Source organism: Methylobacterium sp. NPDC097929, from assembly GCF_049543375.1.
Lineage (GTDB): Bacteria > Pseudomonadota > Alphaproteobacteria > Rhizobiales > Beijerinckiaceae > Methylobacterium.
This window is the reverse complement of sequence record NZ_JBMVEP010000004.1, coordinates 147574-164912: the sequence shown is the minus strand read 5'-3', so window position 1 is coordinate 164912 and position 17339 is coordinate 147574. Positions and strand designations below refer to the sequence as shown.

The following is a 17339-nucleotide window of genomic DNA, read 5'->3' as shown; positions in this document are numbered from 1 at the left end:
GAGAGGGGAGCGACGCTTTCGGACGATGCGGAGCCGGCCCCTCACCCGACCCCCTTCGGGGGCCACCCTCTCCCGCGGAGGGGAGAGGGACGCTCAGCCCATTCGCCCGAGAGGCACTCCCATGAAATACGACCGCCACGACCCCTTCGATTTCGCAGCCCGGCGCCATATCGGCCCCAAGCTCTCCGAGATCGACCAGATGCTGGAAACGGTCGGCGCCAAGTCGCTGCACGCGCTGATCGACGAGACCCTGCCTCCCGACATCCGGCAGGCCGAGTACATCGACTTCGGGGTCTCGCTCACCGAGCGGCGCTCGCTGGAGAAGCTGCGCGCCACCGCCAACAAGAACCGGCTGCTCGTCTCGCTGATCGGCCAGGGCTACCACGGCACGACGATGCCGCCGGCGATCCAGCGCAACATCTTCGAGAACCCGGCCTGGTACACCGCCTACTCGCCCTACCAGCCGGAGATCAGCCAGGGCCGGCTGGAGGCGCTGCTCAACTTCCAGACCCTGGTCTGCGACCTCACCGCGCTCGACGTGGCCAACGCCTCGCTGCTCGACGAGGCGACCGCCGCGGCCGAAGCCATGGGCATGGCGCGCCGCGTGGCGAAGTCGGACCGCAACTCCTTCTTCGTCGATCGCGACTGCCTGCCCCAGACCATCGCCGTGCTGCGGACCCGCGCCGCGCCGCTCGGCTGGGAGATCGTCGTCGGCGATCCCTTCCAAGACCTCGACCCATCGACCGTGTTCGGCGCGCTGTTCCAGTATCCGGGCGTGAACGGCGCGGTTCACGATTTTTCCGAGGTCATCGCCGCGCTTCATGACACCGGGGCGCTCGCCGTGGTTGCCGCCGACCCGCTGGCGCTGACGCTGCTGAAGGCGCCGGGCGAGATGGGCGCCGACATCGCGGTCGGCTCGATGCAGCGCTACGGCGTGCCGATGGGCTATGGCGGCCCGCACGCCGCCTACCTCGCGACCCGCGATGCCCACAAGCGGGCGCTGCCCGGCCGCATCGTCGGCGTCTCGGTCGATGCCCGCGGCAACCGCTCCTACCGCCTCGCGCTCCAGACCCGCGAGCAGCATATCCGCCGCGAGAAGGCGACCTCGAACATCTGCACCAGCCAAGTGCTGCTCGCGGTCATCGCCTCGATGTTCGCGGTCTATCACGGGCCGGCCGGCCTCAGGGCCATCGCGCTGCGGGTCCACCGCGACGCCGTGCGCCTCGCCGCCGGACTGGAACAGCTCGGCTTCACCGTCGAGCCCGCGCATTTCTTCGACACGATCACCGTGCGGGTCGGCGCGTTCCAGGGCGTGATCCTGAAGAGTGCGGTCGAGAACGGGGTCAACCTGCGCCGGATCGGCACCGACCGCATCGGCATCAGCGTCGATCAGCGCACCCGGCCCGACACCATCCAGGCGGTCTGGCGCGCCTTCGGCGGCGATCTCGCCTACGACGAAACCTATCCCGAGCCGCGCCTGCCGGCGGCTCTGGAGCGGACCTCGGAGTACCTGACCCACCCGATCTTCCACATGAACCGGGCCGAGAGCGAGATGACGCGCTACATGCGCCGGCTCAGTGACCGCGACCTCGCGCTCGACCGGGCGATGATCCCGCTCGGCTCCTGCACGATGAAGCTCAACGCCACCGCCGAGATGCTGCCGGTCTCCTGGCCGGAATTCTCTGAGCTGCACCCGTTCGTGCCGGAGGATCAGGCGCTGGGCTACCGCGAGCTCATCGACGACCTCTCACACAAGCTCTGCGCCATCACCGGCTACGACGCGATCTCGATGCAGCCGAACTCGGGCGCCCAGGGCGAGTATGCGGGCCTGCTCGCCATCCGCCGCTACCACCTCTCCCGCGGGGAGGGGCACCGCACGGTCTGCCTGATTCCGTCATCGGCCCACGGCACCAACCCGGCTTCGGCCCAGATGTGCGGCATGAGCGTCGTGGTGGTCGGAGCGGATGCCCAGGGCAACATCGATGTCGAGGACTTCAGGAAGAAGGCCGAGCAGCACGCGGAAAAGCTCGCAGCCTGCATGATCACCTACCCGTCGACGCACGGCGTGTTCGAGGCGCGGGTGCGCGAACTCTGCGACATCGTCCACGCGCAGGGCGGTCAGGTCTATCTCGACGGGGCCAACCTCAACGCCCTGGTCGGGCTGGCGCGGCCGGGCGACATCGGCGCGGATGTCAGCCACCTCAACCTGCACAAGACCTTCTGCATCCCGCATGGCGGCGGCGGGCCGGGCATGGGGCCGATCGGCGTGAAGACGCACCTGATCCCGTTCCTGCCCTCCGATCCGCGCTCGGGCGAGGAGGGTGCGGTCTCGGCCGCCGCCTTCGGCTCGGCCTCGATCCTGCCGATCTCGTGGAGCTACTGCCTGATGATGGGTGGGCGCGGCCTGACCCAGGCGACGCGGGTGGCGATCCTCAACGCCAACTACATCGCCCGGCGGCTCGATGGGGCCTATTCCATCCTCTATGCCGGCCGGAACGGACGGGTCGCGCACGAGTGCATCGTCGATGTGCGGCCCTTCCAGAAGAGCGCGGGCGTCACCGTCGAGGACATCGCCAAGCGCCTGATCGATTGCGGTTTCCACCCGCCGACGATGAGCTGGCCGGTGGCGGGCACGCTGATGATCGAGCCGACCGAATCCGAGACCAAGGCCGAGATCGACCGCTTCTGCGACGCCATGCTGGCGATCCGCGAGGAAATTCGCGCCATCGAGGACGGGCGGATGGATCGGGCGAACAACCCGCTCAAGAACGCGCCGCACACGGTGCAGGACCTGATCGGCGCCTGGGAGCGGCCCTATTCGCGCGAAGCCGCGTGCTTCCCGTCGGGGTCGTTGCGCATGGACAAGTACTGGCCGCCGGTGAACCGCGTCGACAATGCCTACGGCGACCGCAACCTCGTCTGCTCCTGCCCGCCGACCGAGGCCTACGGCGAGGCCGCCGAGTAGCGGGCCGAGTCGAAACCCTCCCCCCTCTGCGGGGGAGGGTGCCTCGCGGATGCGAGGCGGGAGAGAGGAGCGACGCTTCCGGAAGAACCTGAGCCGGCCCCTCACCCGACCCCTTCGGGGCCACCCTCTCCCGCGGAGGGGAGAGGGAAGGGCGGGCGTGTTTGACTCCGCCGACTCCACCCCCCATCCCCCGCGCATGACCGCGCTCACATCCCAAAAACTCTGGCGCCCCTACACCCAGATGAAATCCGCCGCGCCGCCGCTGGAGGCGATCGCGACGCGGGGCTCGCGCATCACGCTCAAGGGCGGGCGCGAACTGATCGACGGCATCGCCTCGTGGTGGACGGCGGTGCACGGCTACAATCACCCGCACATCGCGGCGGCCATGGCCGAGCAACTCATGCGCATGCCCCACGTGATGTTCGGCGGGCTCACCCACGCGCCGGCCGAGCGGCTGGGCGCGCGTCTGGCGGCGCTGCTGCCGGAGGATCTCAACCACGTCTTCTTCACCGATTCCGGCTCGGTCGCCGTCGAGGTGGCCCTGAAGATGGCGGTGCAGCTCTGGCTCAACCGGGGCGAGACCGGCCGCACCCGGGTGCTCGCCTTCCGCGGCGGCTATCACGGCGACACGCTCGGCGCGATGTCGGCCTGCGACCCCGAGGAGGGGATGCACCGCCGCTTCGGCGCCTACCTGCCGACTCAGGTCTTTTGCGACCTGCCGCGAACGGCCGAGGCGGAGGCCGCGCTCGATGCGGCGCTCGCCCGCCATCGCCACGAACTCGCGGCGGTGATCGTCGAGCCGCTGGTGCAGGGCGCGGGCGGGATGCTGACCCATCCGCCGGAGGTGCTCGCCACCGTCGCGCGACTCGCCCGCCGCTACGGCCTGCCGCTCATCGCCGACGAGATCTTCACGGGGTTTGCCCGCACGGGAACGATGTTCGCCTGCGAGCAGGCGGAGGTCGTGCCCGACATCCTCTGCCTCTCGAAGGCGCTGACCGGCGGCACGATGGCGCTCGCCGCGACGGTCGCGACCACCGAGATCTTTTCGGCGTTCTGGTCGGACGATCCGGCCGCGGCACTGATGCATGGCCCGACCTTCATGGCCAACCCGCTCGCCTGCGCGGCGGCCAATGCCAGCCTCGACCTGTTCGAGACCGAGCCGCGCCTGGATCAGGCCCGCGCCATCGCCGCGCGCCTGGAGGAGGGCCTCGCCCCCCTGGGCGCGCTTCCCGGTGTGCGGGCGGTCCGCGTGCTCGGCGCCATCGGTGCGGTGCAGTTCGCGGGCCCGCCCGACCTCGCCGATCTCAAGCGGCGCTTCCTCGCGCAGGGCGTCTGGGTGCGGCCGTTCGGCGACATCGTCTACCTCACGCCCGCGCTCAGCATCGACGCGGACGACCTCGGCCGCCTGATCGAGGCGGTGACGGCGGTGGTCTCACGGACCGCGAGGGGTTGACCCGTCACGGTCCCCAAGGGACCCTGCAACCGGGAGCAGGGTTTCTCGTTGGATCATCGCGGCGGCGCACCGGGGCCCGGTCGGGGAAACGGTCAAGTCCGCGAACCAATTGGGTCGTTGGGGCAATCGGGGAGAGCTTAAGGTGGCGAGCGAGACCGAGACGACGAATCCGGAAGCCGACCGTCCCGTCATCCTCATCGTCGAGGACGAGGCGCTGACCATCATGGATCTCGGCGACGTGCTGGAGGAGGGCGGCTACGACACCGTACAATGCGCTTCCGCCGAGCGGGCGCTCTCCATTCTTCAGGCGCGGCCCGACATCTGCGGGCTCGTGACCGACGTGGAGCTGTCCGGCCGCGTCAACGGCTTCGAGCTCGCGACCTCTGTGGCGCAGGCGCGGCCCGAACTGCCGATCCTGATCGTGTCCGGCCGCGCCGCGCCCGATCCCGACCGAATGCCGAACGGCGCCCAGTTCATCGCCCGGCCCTGCGCGGGCGAGGACATCCTGGCCCGTCTCAAGGGGCTGATGCCGCATTGCTGAGCGCGGCGCGCCAGCCCTCGACCGTCCCGGCCAAGCCAGTCTCCAGGCCGTAGGCCGGGCGAAAGCCGACCGCGTCGGTGAGCCGGTGGATGTCGGCCTCGATGCAGGCCGGCTCCGTGGCACCGAGCGGCCGCGCGCCGAAATCGATCAGATCGTGGCGCCCGGTCAGCGCGCCGACGGTTTCCAGGATGGTCCGAACCGGTACGGCTTCGCCCGAGCCGAGATTGACGGGGCCTTCGACGCCCGAGCTGAGCAGGGCCGCGAAGGCGGCGCCCGCGTCGGCGACGTGCAGGAAGTCGCGGCGCTGGCGTCCCTCGCTGGTGGCGAGGCGCTGGCCCGAGAGCAGGGCGCGGGCCGCGTCGCCCACGAGCCGGCCCGGCGTCTCGCCGGGACCGTAGAGGTAGAACAGCCGGCCCCAGGCGAGGGAGAGTCCGGCGGATGGGGCGTAGGCGTGCAGGATGCGGCGCAGGCCGTCCTTGGCGCTGCCGTAGAGGGTGGCCGGGCGGCAGGGGGCGGATTCAGGAAGGCGGCCGCTCTGGAGGCCCGATAGGTCGGTCCAGTCGTACTCCGCGCAGGTCCCCGCCACGACGGCACGGAGGCCGCCCGACTCGCGGAACGTCCGCACGAGGTCGAGGCTCGCCGCCGTCCAGTCGAGGTTGTCCGGCGCCTGCCAGTAGCGGCCGGGTGTGGTGATCCAGGCCAGATGCAGGAGATGGCTCGCGCCGGCCGCCCGCACGGCGGCGCGGCGTTGGCCTTCGTCGAGCAGGTCGGCGGCGTGGAAGGCCTGCACGCCCGGCGGTGCGGTCCGGCCGACGGCGTGGACCTCGCATCCGCGGGCCCTGAGCGCGGCCACCGCGTGGCGGCCGACGAAGCCGGCCCCGCCGGTGACGAGGACCCGCGTCACCGCCCCGTCCAGTCGGGGAAGGCGAGATCGCGGGTTGCGATGACCGTCACCGGCTCGGGCCAGGCGAGGCCGAAGGCCGGATCGTCCCAGCGCACCCCGTCGGCGGCGCAGGCCACGAAGGGGCGGTCGATCATGTAGAGGATTTCCGCGTCGTCGCTCAGCGTCTGGAAGCCGTGGGCGAGTCCGGCCGGGATGTAGAGCGCGTGGCGGTTCGCGGCCGAGAGCGTCACGCAGACGGTGCGAAGATAGGTCGGCGAGCCCGGCCGCAGGTCGATCACCGCGTCGTGGATCGCGCCGGCCGTGCAGCGCACGAGCTTGGTCTCGGCATGGGGCTCTCGCGAAAAATGCATGCCGCGCACGGTGCCGCGGCGGTGGTTGAACGACACGCTCGACTGGGCGAAGCGGCCGACGAGACCGCGCGCGACGAACGTCTCCTCGCACTGGGTCCGGGCGAAGAAGCCGCGCTCGTCCGCGTGCGGCTCGGGCGCGACGCGGAACAGGCCGGGGAGGGCAAGCTCCTCGAAAATCATGAGGGGTGCCGATCGATGCGGCTCGGGGGGCCGTCGTGCGATCCATTCCCAGCCGTCATCGCGAGCGCGAGCGAAGCGATCCAGAGGCGCGCCGTTTCCGGATGGAACGGCGCAGCGGGATGGCTCCGCCTCGCAATGACGGAGCGCGCGGGACCTTTGGCATCCCCCATCAGAACACCGTCAATTCGGGGATCGCCACGGCGAAGCGCCCGCCCCATTCGCGGATGGCCGCCATCTCCCCGGCGATCTCGTCCTTGAGGTTCCAGGGCAGGATCAGCACCGTGTCGGGACGCATCGCCAGGAGTTCGTCGGGCGAGACCACCGGGATGCGGCTACCGGGGAGCCACGTGCCCTGCTTGTGCGGCGAGCGGTCGGCGACCGCGCCGATCAGCTCCGGGCCGATGCCGCAATAGTTGAGGAAGGTGTTGCCCTTGGCCGCTGCGCCGTAGGCGCAGACCGTGCGGCCCGCCGCCCGCTCCTCGATCAGGAAGCGCAGGGCGTCGCATTTGATGTCGGCCACCGCCCGCCCGAAGCCGGCGTAGCCGGACGCGTCGAACAGGTTGGCGCCCCACTCGCTGAGCACCACCCGCTCCAGGGCCGGGGTCGGCTGGTGCGCGGCATTCGCGTGGCAGGCGAAGACGCGCAGCGAGCCGCCATGGGTCGGCCATTCCTCGACATCGAACACCCGCAGGCCCTGCTGGCGCAGGATGCCGATCACCACGCCGAGCGAGAGGTAGGAGAAGTGCTCGTGGTAGATCGTGTCGAACTGCTGGCTCTCGATCATCCGCAGCAGGTGCGGGAACTCGAAGGTCGCGACGCCCTCCGGCTTCAGGATCTCGGCGAAGCCCGCCGCGAAGTCGAGGATGTCGGGCACGTGGGCGAGCACGTTGTTGGCCGCGGTCAGATCCGCCCTGTGGCCGGCCGCGGCCAGCCGTCGGGCGGTGTCGCGGCCGAAGAAGACGACCTCCGTCGGCACGCCGCGCTCGACCGCGACCCGGGCGACGTTGGCGGCCGGCTCGACGCCGAGCACCGGCACCCTGCTGGCGACGAAGTATTGCAGCAGGTAGCCGTCGTTGCTCGCGACCTCCACGACCTTGCTGTCCGGACCGAGGCCGAAGCGCTCAATCATCGCCGCGACGTACGCTTCCGCGTGCCGCAGCCAGCCCGCCGAGAAGCCGGAGAAGTAGGCGTAATCCGAAAAGATCGCCTCGGGGCTCTCGAAGGCTTCGAGCTGCACCAGCCAGCAGGCGTCGCAGACATAGGCGTGGAGCGGGTGGAAGACCTCGCCCCGGTAACGCCGCTCCGGCGTGACGTAGGAGTTGGCGAGCGGCGACAGGCCAAGATCGCAGAAGGTTCGGGTCAGGTCGGCGCCGCAGGCGCGGCAGGTCGGTGCGGTCACGCGCGGGCTCCGGGCGGCTGGCCGAGGGCCTCGTAGCGCGCGATCTCGGCCTCGACCAGGGCCCGCGGATCGCTGCCGGCGGCGGCCGCGCGGTACCATGCGGCGGTCCAGTCCAAAGCCGTGTCGAGGCCGAGGCGCCGGTCCCAGCCGAGCCGGGCGCGGGCCTTGGAGGCATCGACCTTGAGATAGGTCGCCTCGTGCGGATGCGTCTGCCGCGAGAGGTGCCAGCCGGCGCCCGCGCCCCAGCCTTGAGCAAGCCGCTCGACGAGATGGGCAACCGGGCGGCAATCCTCGTCCGCCGGGCCGAGATTCCAGGCTTCCGCGAAGGCCGCGCCGTCCTCGCCCGCGAGACATTCGGCGAGGCGCAGGTAACCGGCCAGCGGCTCCAGCACGTGCTGCCAGGGGCGGATGGCGTGGGGCGCGCGGATCTCGACCGACTGCCCCGCTTGAAACGCGCGCACGATGTCGGGGATCAGCCGGTCGGCCGACCAGTCGCCGCCGCCGATGACGTTGCCCGCCCGCGCGCTGGCGATCCGGGCCGGGTGGCCGCCCGCGCCGAAGAACGAGGCGCGGTAGGCGCTCGTGACGAGTTCGGCGCAGCCCTTCGAGGCGCTGTAGGGGTCGCGCCCGCCCATGGCCTCGGGTTCGCGGTAGGCGTAGGGCCATTCGCGGTTCTCGTAGGCCTTGTCGCTCGTCACGACGACGACGGCGCGCACGCTCGGCACCGCCCGCACCGCCTCCAGCAGGTGGACGGTGCCCATGGTGTTGCTCGCGAAGGTGCCGACCGGATCGGCGTAGGAGGGCCGCACCAGGGCCTGCGCCGCCATGTGGATCACGATCTCGGGCTCGGCCTCCCGCACGGCCGCCGCCAGCGCGCCGAGGTCGCGGACGTCGCCGATCCGCGAGGACTCCGGCGGGAAGTCGATCGCCTCGAACAGGTTCGGCCGCGTCTCCGGCGCGAGGGCGAAGCCGGTGACGCGGGCGCCGAGCCGGAAGAGCCACAGGCTCAGCCACGCGCCCTTGAAGCCGGTATGCCCGGTGAGCAGCACGCGCCGGCCCGCCCAGAAGGCGGGATCGGGGTTGAGCGCGCCCATCACCACACCTTCCAGGGCGCGTCGCCGCGTGCCCAGAGTTCTTCGAGGTGCTTCTTGTCGCGCAGCGTGTCCATCGCCTGCCAGAAGCCGTGATGGTGGTAGGCGTGGAGTTCGCCGTCTCGGGCGAGGCTCTCCAGGGGGCCGCTCTCCCACACGGTGGCGTCGCCCTCGATCCGGTCGAGCACCCTGGGCGAGAGCACGAAGAAGCCGCCGTTGATCGTCGCCCCGTCGCCCGCCGGCTTCTCGCGGAAGCTGCGGACGGCGTCGCCCGCGAGGTCGAGGGCGCCGAAGCGGCCCGGCGGCACCACCGCCGTCAGGGTGGCGAGCCGCCCGTGCGCCCGGTGGAAGGCGGCGAGCCGCGTGAGGTCGATGTCGGCGACGCCGTCGCCGTAGGTCATGAAGAAGTCGTCCTCGCCGAGATAGTCGCGCACACGCTTCAGGCGCCCGCCGGTCATGGTGGCGTCGCCCGTCTCGATCAGCGAGACCCGCCAGTCCTCGGCGGCCGAGCGGTGGAACTGCACGTCGCCGCGGCCGAGGTCGAGCGTCACGTCGCTGAGGTGCAGGCGGTAATTGAGGAAGAACTCCTTGATGACGTAGCCCTTGTAGCCGAGGCAGATCACGAACTCGGTGACGCCGTGGGCGGCGAAGATCTGCATGATGTGCCAGAGGATCGGCCGTCCGCCGATCTCCAGCATCGGCTTGGGGCGCACCACGGTCTCCTCCGAGAGCCGCGTGCCGAGCCCGCCGGCGAGGATCACCGCCTTCACGGACGGCCTCCGGGTCGTTGCGTCGTCGCCATCATCGCCACGCCTCTACCATGCGCCGCGCGGCTTGCGGAAACCGCTCGGCATCGAGCTCGAAAGCGGGCGGGCGGATGCCGAAGGCGTCCCCGTAATACGGGTCGCGGGCCAGCCGCGCGCCCCAGCGCTTGCGGAAGCGGGCCTGCTCGGCGGGATCGACGGTCGGCACCCGGTTGCGGCTCTCGTAATGGTGGAGGCTCGCCCCCGCGCAATAGACCGTGCGCAGGCCGCGCTCCCCCAGCCGCAGGCAGAGGTCGATGTCGTTGTAGTTGATGGCGTAGCCCTCATCGAAGCCGCCGATCGCCTCGAACTCGGCGCGCCGCACCATCACGCAGGCACCCGTCACCGCGAGGTAGTTGCGGTTGGTCAGGCTCGAACCGTGATCGCCGTGATCGTCGCCGGGAAAGCCGCGGCGGACATGGTCGGGCAGGCCCTCGCCGAAGACCACGCCGGCATGCTGGAGCGAGCCGTCCTCGAACAGGAGCCTCGGGCCGACCGCGCCGACGCCGGGGATCTGCAGCAGCGCCAGCATCGCCTCGATCCAGTCGGGGCTGATGACCTCGATGTCGTCGTTGAGGAAGACGAGCACGGCGCCGCGCGCTGCCCGCGCCCCGAGGTTCATCTTGGCCGCGACGTTGAAGACCGGCTGCTCCCAGGTCACGGAGCGCGCCCCGAACTGCTCCAGGGCTGCGCGGGTCTGCGGGCGCAGGTCGCCGTTGTCGACCGCGACGATCTCGATGGCCTCGTAGCGGCTGGTCCCGCGGATGCTGGCAAGGCAGGCGGCGAGCAGATCGACGGTCCGGCCGCCGATGCGGCTGTCGCGCCCGGCGGTGGGGATCACGATCGAGACCGGCGGGCGCGTGGGCAGGCTCCGCCTCAGGGCGTAGAGGCCGGGGGCGACGATGCGCACGGAATCGAGCCCGCCGGTGCGCCGGGCCCGCTCCGCGAGCGCCCCGGCCGCGGCCTCGTCCGCTTCGGCCGTCCCGTGGCGGTGGCAGAGGATCTGGGCGACGTGCCCGACGCGCTCCGTGCGCTCGGTCAGGCGCAGTGCGAGATCGTAATCCGGCGCACCCTCGCTCCCCGCGCGGAAGCCGCCGACGGCGCGCACCAGGGTCGTGCGGTAGAGGGCGAGCGCCCCGGTATAGAACCCGGCCTCCAGCGTTTCGGGCGACCAGTCCGGCTTGAAGTGCGGGTCGCGCCGCTCACCGTCGGGGCCGATCCGGTCCTCGTCGGAATAGAGCATGTCGAGGTCGGGTTCGGCTGCGAGCCGCCGGACCATGGCGAGCAGGGCGTGGGGCGCGAGCCGGGCGTCGGGCGCCAGCGGGGCGAGGTAGGACCCTCGCGCGCCGGTCAGCGCCGCCTCGAGGGCCGCGAGCCTGCTGCCGGACGGTGCGGGCAGGGGGCGGATGCGGGCGTCCTCGCCGGCGAGCGCGTCGAGGGCGGAAGCGGGCGGAACCGCGAGGCACAATTCCCAATCGGGATAGCTCTGCGCCCTCAGGCTGGCGACGGCCTCGGCGAGAGGCGCGGGATCGGCCGTGCCCGGCGCCATGACGACCGAGACGAGCGGGCGCTCCGTCAGCGCCGCGAGGATCGCCGGCACCGCCGAGGGAGCGGGCAGGGCCGGGGTCTCCACGGCCGCGATCCAGGCGGCGTAGCTCGCGGGCGGGCGGCGGGTCTGCGCGGCGCGGGTCAGGCGCCGCCGGATCTCGCCCGGAGGCACGCTGCGCAGGAGCCCCCAGGCCCGGCGCAACAGGCGAAGCGGGCGGCGCTCCTGCGGCGGCAGCCGTTCGAGGACGGCGCGCGCGGCGTGAAACCCCGCCGTGACGCGACCCACGGGCTCGATCCGCACGGCGTCGAGGCGGAAGGAGGGGCCTGCCTCGACAGCCTCGATGCGCAGCGCGCGGGTCCCGGCGGGCAGGCGGATCACGTCGTCGGTGCCCTCCGGCCGCGGGGTCAGCCGGTAGCGGCGCGGCTCCGCCTCGCCCTCCGCCTCGACCGCGAGCACCGGCCGCACGTCTTCCGGCCGGCAGCGGATGCGGATGCGTCGGCCCGAGAGCGCCGCCAGAGCGGTGGCGGGGCCGAGGCCGAAGACCGGATCGGGGCCGGTCGCTCTCCAGGCGCCGTCCGTGGCCCGGCGCAGGTCGCGCAGGGGGTAGAGGCCGAGCGATTCCCGCCCCCTCGGCCCCCCCCGTTCTCCCGATGTCGCGTCGATGGTCATGCGGCGCGGGAAACCACGGAATCGGCGGTCGGGTGAAGCGATTTCTCGCACAAGCGGTGTATTGTCGGCTTGGTTCGCGCGATCAGACCGGCTCTGTCATCGAAGTTTCATCGCGAGGCGGCAGATGCTGTCCCGCGGGAAGCCATAGGGCGACATCCTATGTCAGCGTCGAAGCCCGCGCGTCCGCGAAGGGAAACCGGGATCATGTCGGCGACAAACGAAGCGGTCGCCGTGTCGACGCACGGCGAGATCTCCGGCAAGGCGGCCGGTCGCGGCGCGAAGGACGGCAAGACCGTCAAGCGCCTGCGTCCCCCGGCGGCCAAGAGCGTCGGTTGGGCGCTCGTCCAGGCGGCGCGCCTTCACCGCGCCCGCGTCGGCGACCGGCTCGCCGCCCTCGATCTGTTCGCGGGCCAGGAACAGGTGGTGCAGGCGCTGGCCGCGGCCGGCAGCATGACCATGGGCGACCTCGCCGCCACCCTGCGGGTGCGTCCCCCTACCGCCTCGAAAACGATCTCCCGGCTGGCCGCGCTCGGCTTCGTCGAGCGCCGGGCCGAGGCCGGCGACGGCCGCATCGTGCGGGTCCGCCTGACCGAGACCGGGATGGCCAAGGCCGCCGCGATCGAGCGCATCTGGGACGAGGTCGAGGCCGAGTTGCTCGAAGGCTTCGACAACAAGGAGCGCCGCCGCCTGCGCAAGCTCCTGCGCAAGGTCGCCCGCAGCCTCGCGGAAGCCGCGGGCGTGACGGGCCACGAGGAGGCCGACCACGAGATGGACGGCGAGGCCGACGAGGAGGAGGAGATCCTGCTCGGCCCCGGCGCCTCGGACGCGGTCGCCCGCAGCTGAACCGGGGCGGGGCACTGGATTCCTTCGGGAGACGGCCCGCGAGAGCATTTGGAGTCGAGCACGCGCCATCGCGAGGCGAAGCCGACGCGATCCCGAGCGCGGCGCGGGCCGAGTCGATCGGCCAAGCGTGCCGCGTGGCCCCGCGACGAGGGACCCGGGATCAGGCCCGGCCGGCCGGCGCCATGTCGGCGAGATCCGTGTGGGCGGGGCGGGAGAGGGCGGCGGCCAGCATCGCTTCCAGCACGATGAGGTCGCAATCCGGGTCCGGCTCCCAGCCGCAGCCGCAGGCGCCGTTGGGGCCGTGCACGGCGGCGGCCTGCCGGTAGAGCGCTCCCACGGTGCGCGCCGCGGCCTCCAGGGCTGCCATGACGTGCATCGGCTCCCGCTGCAGCGCCTGCCAGAAGGCGGCCGTCAGAGCCCGCTCGAGCGTGCCCTGCGCGTGACGCTCCGCAGCGTCCGGCGGGGCGGTGACCAGACCCGCGCTCATGCCCGCACCGTCACGCGTGAAGCCACGGGGCCGCGGCGCGGGGGCGTCGCGTCGCCGGGCTCCAGGCCGACGAGCGATTCCAGCCCGCCCCGGCTCAGGCGCAGGGAGGAGCCGTCCCACCACGCCAGCCGCAGGGCATCGAGCAGGCCGTCGAGGAAGGCGTCGACCGTTGCAGCGAGGCCGCCCAGAGGTCGGCCGGCGGGCGTCGCGGCGGCCGGTGACGGCCAGGGGCTGCCCTGGGGAGCGTCCGGGAAGGGAATGATGTGTGCCATGGGTTCATCATGGCGCACTTGCTGTTTACTGCGCAAGTTCCTGAGAAAACATTGGAAATACTACAAGTCGCTGTTTTTCTTCTGAGGTGCAGTCTCGATTTGGAAGAATTCAAGCGGGCCGAAAAAGATGCGCTGGCGTCTCGGCTTGTCCCTGTCGCCCCGGCCGGCTCAGCGCACGGGCCGGTCGAAGGCGGTGTCGGGATAGGGCTCGTCCCGGAGGGTGAAGTGCCACCATTCCTGGGCGTACGGGACAAAGCCGGCGCGAATCATCGCGTCCCGCAGTCGGCGCCGGTTGCGGGCCGGCGTGGCGCCGATCCCAGGCGCCTCGGTGGCCGAGGCCGCGTCGAAGAGGTCGAACGGGGTGCCCATGTCGCGTTCCGCTCCGTCGGCGAGGCGGACGAGCGTCAGGTCCACGGTCGAGCCGCGGGAATGGGCGGAGCGCTCGGCGATGTAGCCGAGGCGGAACAGGTCCGCCTTGTCGACCCGCGGATAATAGGCGGCCTTCATGCGGGTCTCGGCGGGGTCGCGGGCCCAGGCCGCGAAATCGGCGACCGCGCGGCGCGGCCGGTAGCAGTCGAACAGCTTCAGGCCGAGGCCCTCCGGCGCCAGCGCCGCCTGAGCCCGGCCGAGGGCCCGCGCCGCCCGCGGCGTCAGCAGGCAGCGGGCCGCCTCGTAGCCGGCGATGAGCCGGCCGACGAAGTTGTCGGAACCGGCGTAGCGCATGTCGAGGGCAAGCCCCGGCACCACCTGGGCAGCATCGACGAAGGGGTTCGCCTGCGCCGCGGCCGCTGCCGGCGCGGCCGCGAGCGCCGCCGCGAGCAGCGGTCCGCATCGGCGGGAGAGCGGAGGCAGGCTCACGGGCCGACCTCGATCGAAGCGAAGGCCGTCACAGGGCTTGCCGCATCACCAGGAGCGCGAGGGCGAGCCCGCCGATGCCGGCGAGCACCGAGACCAGCACGTAGGCCAGGGCGGCCGGCCACTCGCCCCGCTCCATCAGGACGACGGTTTCGAGTGAGAAGGTCGAGAAGGTGGTGAAGCCGCCGAGAATCCCCGTGGCCACGAACAGGCGGGCCTGGGGCGACCCGCCGCGCAGGGCCAGCCAGCCGGTGACGACCCCCATCAGCACGGAGCCGACGACGTTGATGCCGAGCGTGCCCCAGGGAAAGTTCGAGCCCAGCCGCAGGGCGGCGAGGTTGACCCCGTGGCGCAGCACGCCGCCGAGGCCGGCGCCGAGGAAGACGAGGAGCGTGTTCAAGGCGCGGACCCAGGAGGCGGAAGGCGGCGGTCGTGCGGTTGCAAGCCTTGTTCCCGGAATGGGCGGGCGTGCCAAGAGGCGTCACGCGGTACGGACGGCATCGATCGGGAAACGCCCGCCGCGTCGGCTTCCCGCTCCGCGCGGGCTCAGCCGGCGGGCCAGGGTCAAGACCCAATCAGCTTTACCATGCGAGGGGCTGCTCTCGACCCCACTCTGACCACCACGATGTCCGCTTTAGGACACGACACAACGGTGGCTGCTTGTCCCGAGTCACTGCGAGTGCATCAGGAAATATCCTCTGGATTTTTACTAGCCCAGCCAAAGCTGGACCCAACCGCAGTCGCAGCTATCGACCGGAAGAGGAAAGCCGCTATGGCCTTCTGCCGGCTCTGAGGATAAGTTGTGCGAAAATCGCATAGTCAATGGATTGGCCGTGAAACTTGAATGGATTAGGGATTTTCGCAGCTTAGCTGAAACAGGAAGCTTTTCTCGATCAGCAGAAATTAGAAATACGACTCAATCAGCTTTTAGTCGACGTATCAAAGCGCTCGAAGACTGGCTCGGATCCGAACTTGTTGATCGTTCGACACATCCGGTCAAGCTAACGGATGCAGGTCAGGTTTTCTATGGCGTTTCTGTTAGCGTTGAAGAAACTCTGGAAATTGGAAGAACACAGACCTTGCAGGCTGCTCGGCAGAGGGGCGGCGCTATCATTGTCACTGCTACGCACACCATGGCATCGACTTTCTTCCCGACATGGCTGCAGACGCTAGAATTTCACCTTGGTCAACTCCCAACAAGACTGGACTGCAACACAGCAGAACGCTGTTTCGATAATCTGGCGCAAGGTCGAGCGCATTTCGCCCTCTGTCCGATTCCGGACCTTCCTTTGATGCGACTGCTTCCAGCCGAGCGTCTTCCATATGTTGTTGTTGGGCAGGACGAACTCATCCCTGTATCAACGACTGATGCGCAAGGTTGCGCCATTCACGCCATACCAAGTTCGAAAAAATATCCGGTGCAGCTCCTTTCTATTGCGGAGGGTTCGCTTCTCGGAGGAGCTGTACGTCGCCTCATCGCGAGTCGATCCAAAGACGCACCAATATTTTACGAAACCGTATTTGAAAGTTCATTGAAGGAAGCCGTACAGGCCATGGCACTACGAGGTCAAGGCTTAGCATGGCTGCCTCGCTCACTCGTCTCCGGAGAGCTTGCTTCAGGAGTTCTAATTTCAGCAGGAGACAAAACGTGGAATGTTCCGTTTCAAATCCGATTTTATCGATCAAACAATTTGCTGCCCTTGGATGGGGAAAGGTTGTGGACCTACCTTAATGGCGAGCGCACTCTTGAAGCACCGCGAAAGTGATGCAATTTTATCATGAAACTTTGCGCAATCGGCATTGGCCAGAGGTTTGTCCTACGATTTATATGGTGTTGCCCAGACGTGAAATAAGTCAGACCGATGAGCCAAGTCTCCCTGAATCAAAACGTTCTGCCAAATGACGTCGGCGACCACAGATCGAGACTTCATCCATTGCGCGTCGGCATTGCTGGAGCAGGCGCGATAGGAGGCGCCGTCGCAAAACGACTTCTGGCGGAACCTTTACCTGGCTTGAGTCTCACCGCTCTTTCCGCACACAATCCTTCCCGAGCGGCCGCTCGGGTAAGAAGTATGATCTCGCCAGACATCACGGCCCAACATCCCCTGTTCATAGCCGCTACCGATCTTGCTCAGCACGCAGATATTGTCATTGAAGCACTTCCACCCTCACTGTTTCGGTCCGTGGCGGAGCCTGTGCTGAGAGCGGGGCGAATATTAATTCCTCTTAGCGTCGGAGCGCTCATTGCCGAAGAAAATGATGATCTTGTCCGGCTGGCAATGGAAAACGCATCGCGAATTTTTGTGCCCAGCGGGGCTGTCGGTGGAATAGATTTATTACGAAATTTGCAAGAAGGCGGAATAGAAAGTGTTTCATTGATCACCCGCAAGCCTGCCATAAGCCTCGCGGGGGCACCGTGGCTACTTGATCAAGGTATTGATATTAGCAGACTATCTGTTTCCACGAAAGTTTTTTCAGGATCGGCGCGGCAGGCCGTTCAAGCCTTCCCGACCAACGCCAACGTGGCTGCGGCTGTCGCTCTTGCTGGGATTGGTCCAGAGCAAACCCATGTCGAGATCTGGGCAGATCCGTTGGCAGAGAGCAACAGGCATCGCATTGTCGCACGAGGTCATTCCGCCAATGTATCAATCGATATTGAGGCGAAGCCATCGGTCGACAATCCTCGCACAAGTCAATTGGCAGGAGATAGTATTATAGCGTTGCTGCGGCGCCTTGCTTCCGATCAGGCTTTGTTGGTCGGCAATTAGTGAGCGAAGACGAATTTCGGCGAGTCAGTACTTCTGTGAGTTCTGATATGATTGTGTCGGTAAGCAGAATTTGCGCAAGATTCTGCTGAGCTTTGATCGCTCTCAATTCGCCTTTCCCGACAGGAACGTCGGGTTGTTCGAGGTGCATTCAAATAAAACCCTTCGCCGTCGGCTTGAACGTCCGGTGTCAGCCATAGCGCCGAAGCCCGC

16 protein-coding genes are annotated in these 17339 nt (G+C 69.1%); 6 read left to right on the top strand and 10 right to left on the bottom strand.

Annotated elements, in window-relative coordinates:
- The first annotated feature begins 121 nt into the window (after window positions 1-121).
- The 3 genes from gcvP to ACPCJR_RS13200 all read left to right on the top strand — a co-directional run bounded on the left by gcvP (window position 122) and on the right by ACPCJR_RS13200 (window position 4959).
- On the top strand, window positions 122-2965 hold the full coding sequence (gene gcvP / locus ACPCJR_RS13210; RefSeq protein WP_391512502.1) for an aminomethyl-transferring glycine dehydrogenase: 2844 nt from the start codon (window positions 122-124) through the stop codon (window positions 2963-2965).
- Between the two features lie 196 nt (window positions 2966-3161).
- Window positions 3162-4418 carry an adenosylmethionine--8-amino-7-oxononanoate transaminase gene (locus ACPCJR_RS13205; protein ID WP_391512696.1) on the top strand — a complete coding sequence of 419 codons (1257 nt, stop codon included), beginning with the start codon at window positions 3162-3164 and terminating at the stop codon, window positions 4416-4418.
- Between the two features lie 142 nt (window positions 4419-4560).
- Entirely contained in the window at window positions 4561-4959 is a 399-nt protein-coding gene (locus tag ACPCJR_RS13200) for a response regulator (protein WP_110350854.1), read from the top strand.
- Here the strand turns inward: ACPCJR_RS13200 and ACPCJR_RS13195 are convergent.
- From ACPCJR_RS13195 to ACPCJR_RS13170, 6 genes are all read right to left on the bottom strand, one after another.
- Complete coding sequence (locus ACPCJR_RS13195; protein ID WP_391512501.1) at window positions 4934-5863, bottom strand: NAD-dependent epimerase/dehydratase family protein; 930 nt, start codon at window positions 5861-5863, stop codon at window positions 4934-4936. The genes ACPCJR_RS13200 and ACPCJR_RS13195 overlap by 26 nt on opposite strands.
- Window positions 5860-6393 (bottom strand): dTDP-4-dehydrorhamnose 3,5-epimerase family protein, encoded by a 534-nt coding sequence (locus ACPCJR_RS13190; RefSeq protein WP_391512500.1) that lies wholly within the window; start codon window positions 6391-6393, stop codon window positions 5860-5862. The genes ACPCJR_RS13195 and ACPCJR_RS13190 overlap by 4 nt, the downstream gene beginning before the upstream one ends.
- 169 nt (window positions 6394-6562) lie before the next feature.
- On the bottom strand, window positions 6563-7792 hold the full coding sequence (locus ACPCJR_RS13185) for a methyltransferase domain-containing protein (protein WP_391512499.1): 1230 nt from the start codon (window positions 7790-7792) through the stop codon (window positions 6563-6565).
- Entirely contained in the window at window positions 7789-8886 is a 1098-nt protein-coding gene (gene rfbG / locus ACPCJR_RS13180) for a CDP-glucose 4,6-dehydratase (RefSeq protein ID WP_391512498.1), read from the bottom strand. Before rfbG ends, ACPCJR_RS13185 begins: the two co-directional genes overlap by 4 nt.
- Window positions 8886-9653: a glucose-1-phosphate cytidylyltransferase gene (gene rfbF / locus ACPCJR_RS13175; protein WP_391512497.1), complete on the bottom strand. Its 768-nt coding sequence runs from the start codon at window positions 9651-9653 to the stop codon at window positions 8886-8888. Before rfbF ends, rfbG begins: the two co-directional genes overlap by 1 nt.
- A gap of 31 nt (window positions 9654-9684) precedes the next feature.
- Window positions 9685-11904: a glycosyltransferase gene (locus ACPCJR_RS13170; protein ID WP_391512496.1), complete on the bottom strand. Its 2220-nt coding sequence runs from the start codon at window positions 11902-11904 to the stop codon at window positions 9685-9687.
- A 204-nt stretch (window positions 11905-12108) separates the two neighbouring features.
- Here ACPCJR_RS13170 and ACPCJR_RS13165 point away from each other — a divergent pair, with 204 nt between their 5' ends.
- Entirely contained in the window at window positions 12109-12747 is a 639-nt protein-coding gene (locus ACPCJR_RS13165; RefSeq protein ID WP_391512495.1) for a MarR family winged helix-turn-helix transcriptional regulator, read from the top strand.
- Between the two features lie 160 nt (window positions 12748-12907).
- Here ACPCJR_RS13165 and ACPCJR_RS13160 read toward each other — a convergent pair whose 3' ends face one another.
- From ACPCJR_RS13160 to crcB, 4 genes are all read right to left on the bottom strand, one after another.
- Window positions 12908-13234, bottom strand: coding sequence for a hypothetical protein (locus ACPCJR_RS13160; protein ID WP_391512494.1), 327 nt, complete (start codon window positions 13232-13234; stop codon window positions 12908-12910).
- Window positions 13231-13506 (bottom strand): hypothetical protein, encoded by a 276-nt coding sequence (locus ACPCJR_RS13155; RefSeq protein WP_391512493.1) that lies wholly within the window; start codon window positions 13504-13506, stop codon window positions 13231-13233. Before ACPCJR_RS13155 ends, ACPCJR_RS13160 begins: the two co-directional genes overlap by 4 nt.
- Before the next feature lie 168 nt (window positions 13507-13674).
- On the bottom strand, window positions 13675-14364 hold the full coding sequence (locus ACPCJR_RS13150; RefSeq protein ID WP_391512492.1) for a M15 family metallopeptidase: 690 nt from the start codon (window positions 14362-14364) through the stop codon (window positions 13675-13677).
- A 28-nt stretch (window positions 14365-14392) separates the two neighbouring features.
- Window positions 14393-14761 (bottom strand): fluoride efflux transporter CrcB, encoded by a 369-nt coding sequence (gene crcB / locus ACPCJR_RS13145; RefSeq protein ID WP_391512491.1) that lies wholly within the window; start codon window positions 14759-14761, stop codon window positions 14393-14395.
- Between the two features lie 433 nt (window positions 14762-15194).
- On the opposite strand from crcB, the gene ACPCJR_RS13140 reads away from it, so the two are divergent.
- Complete coding sequence (locus ACPCJR_RS13140; RefSeq protein WP_391512490.1) at window positions 15195-16127, top strand: LysR family transcriptional regulator; 933 nt, start codon at window positions 15195-15197, stop codon at window positions 16125-16127.
- Between the two features lie 96 nt (window positions 16128-16223).
- Entirely contained in the window at window positions 16224-17129 is a 906-nt protein-coding gene (locus tag ACPCJR_RS13135; protein WP_391512489.1) for an aspartate dehydrogenase, read from the top strand.
- Window positions 17130-17339: the final 210 nt, after the last annotated feature.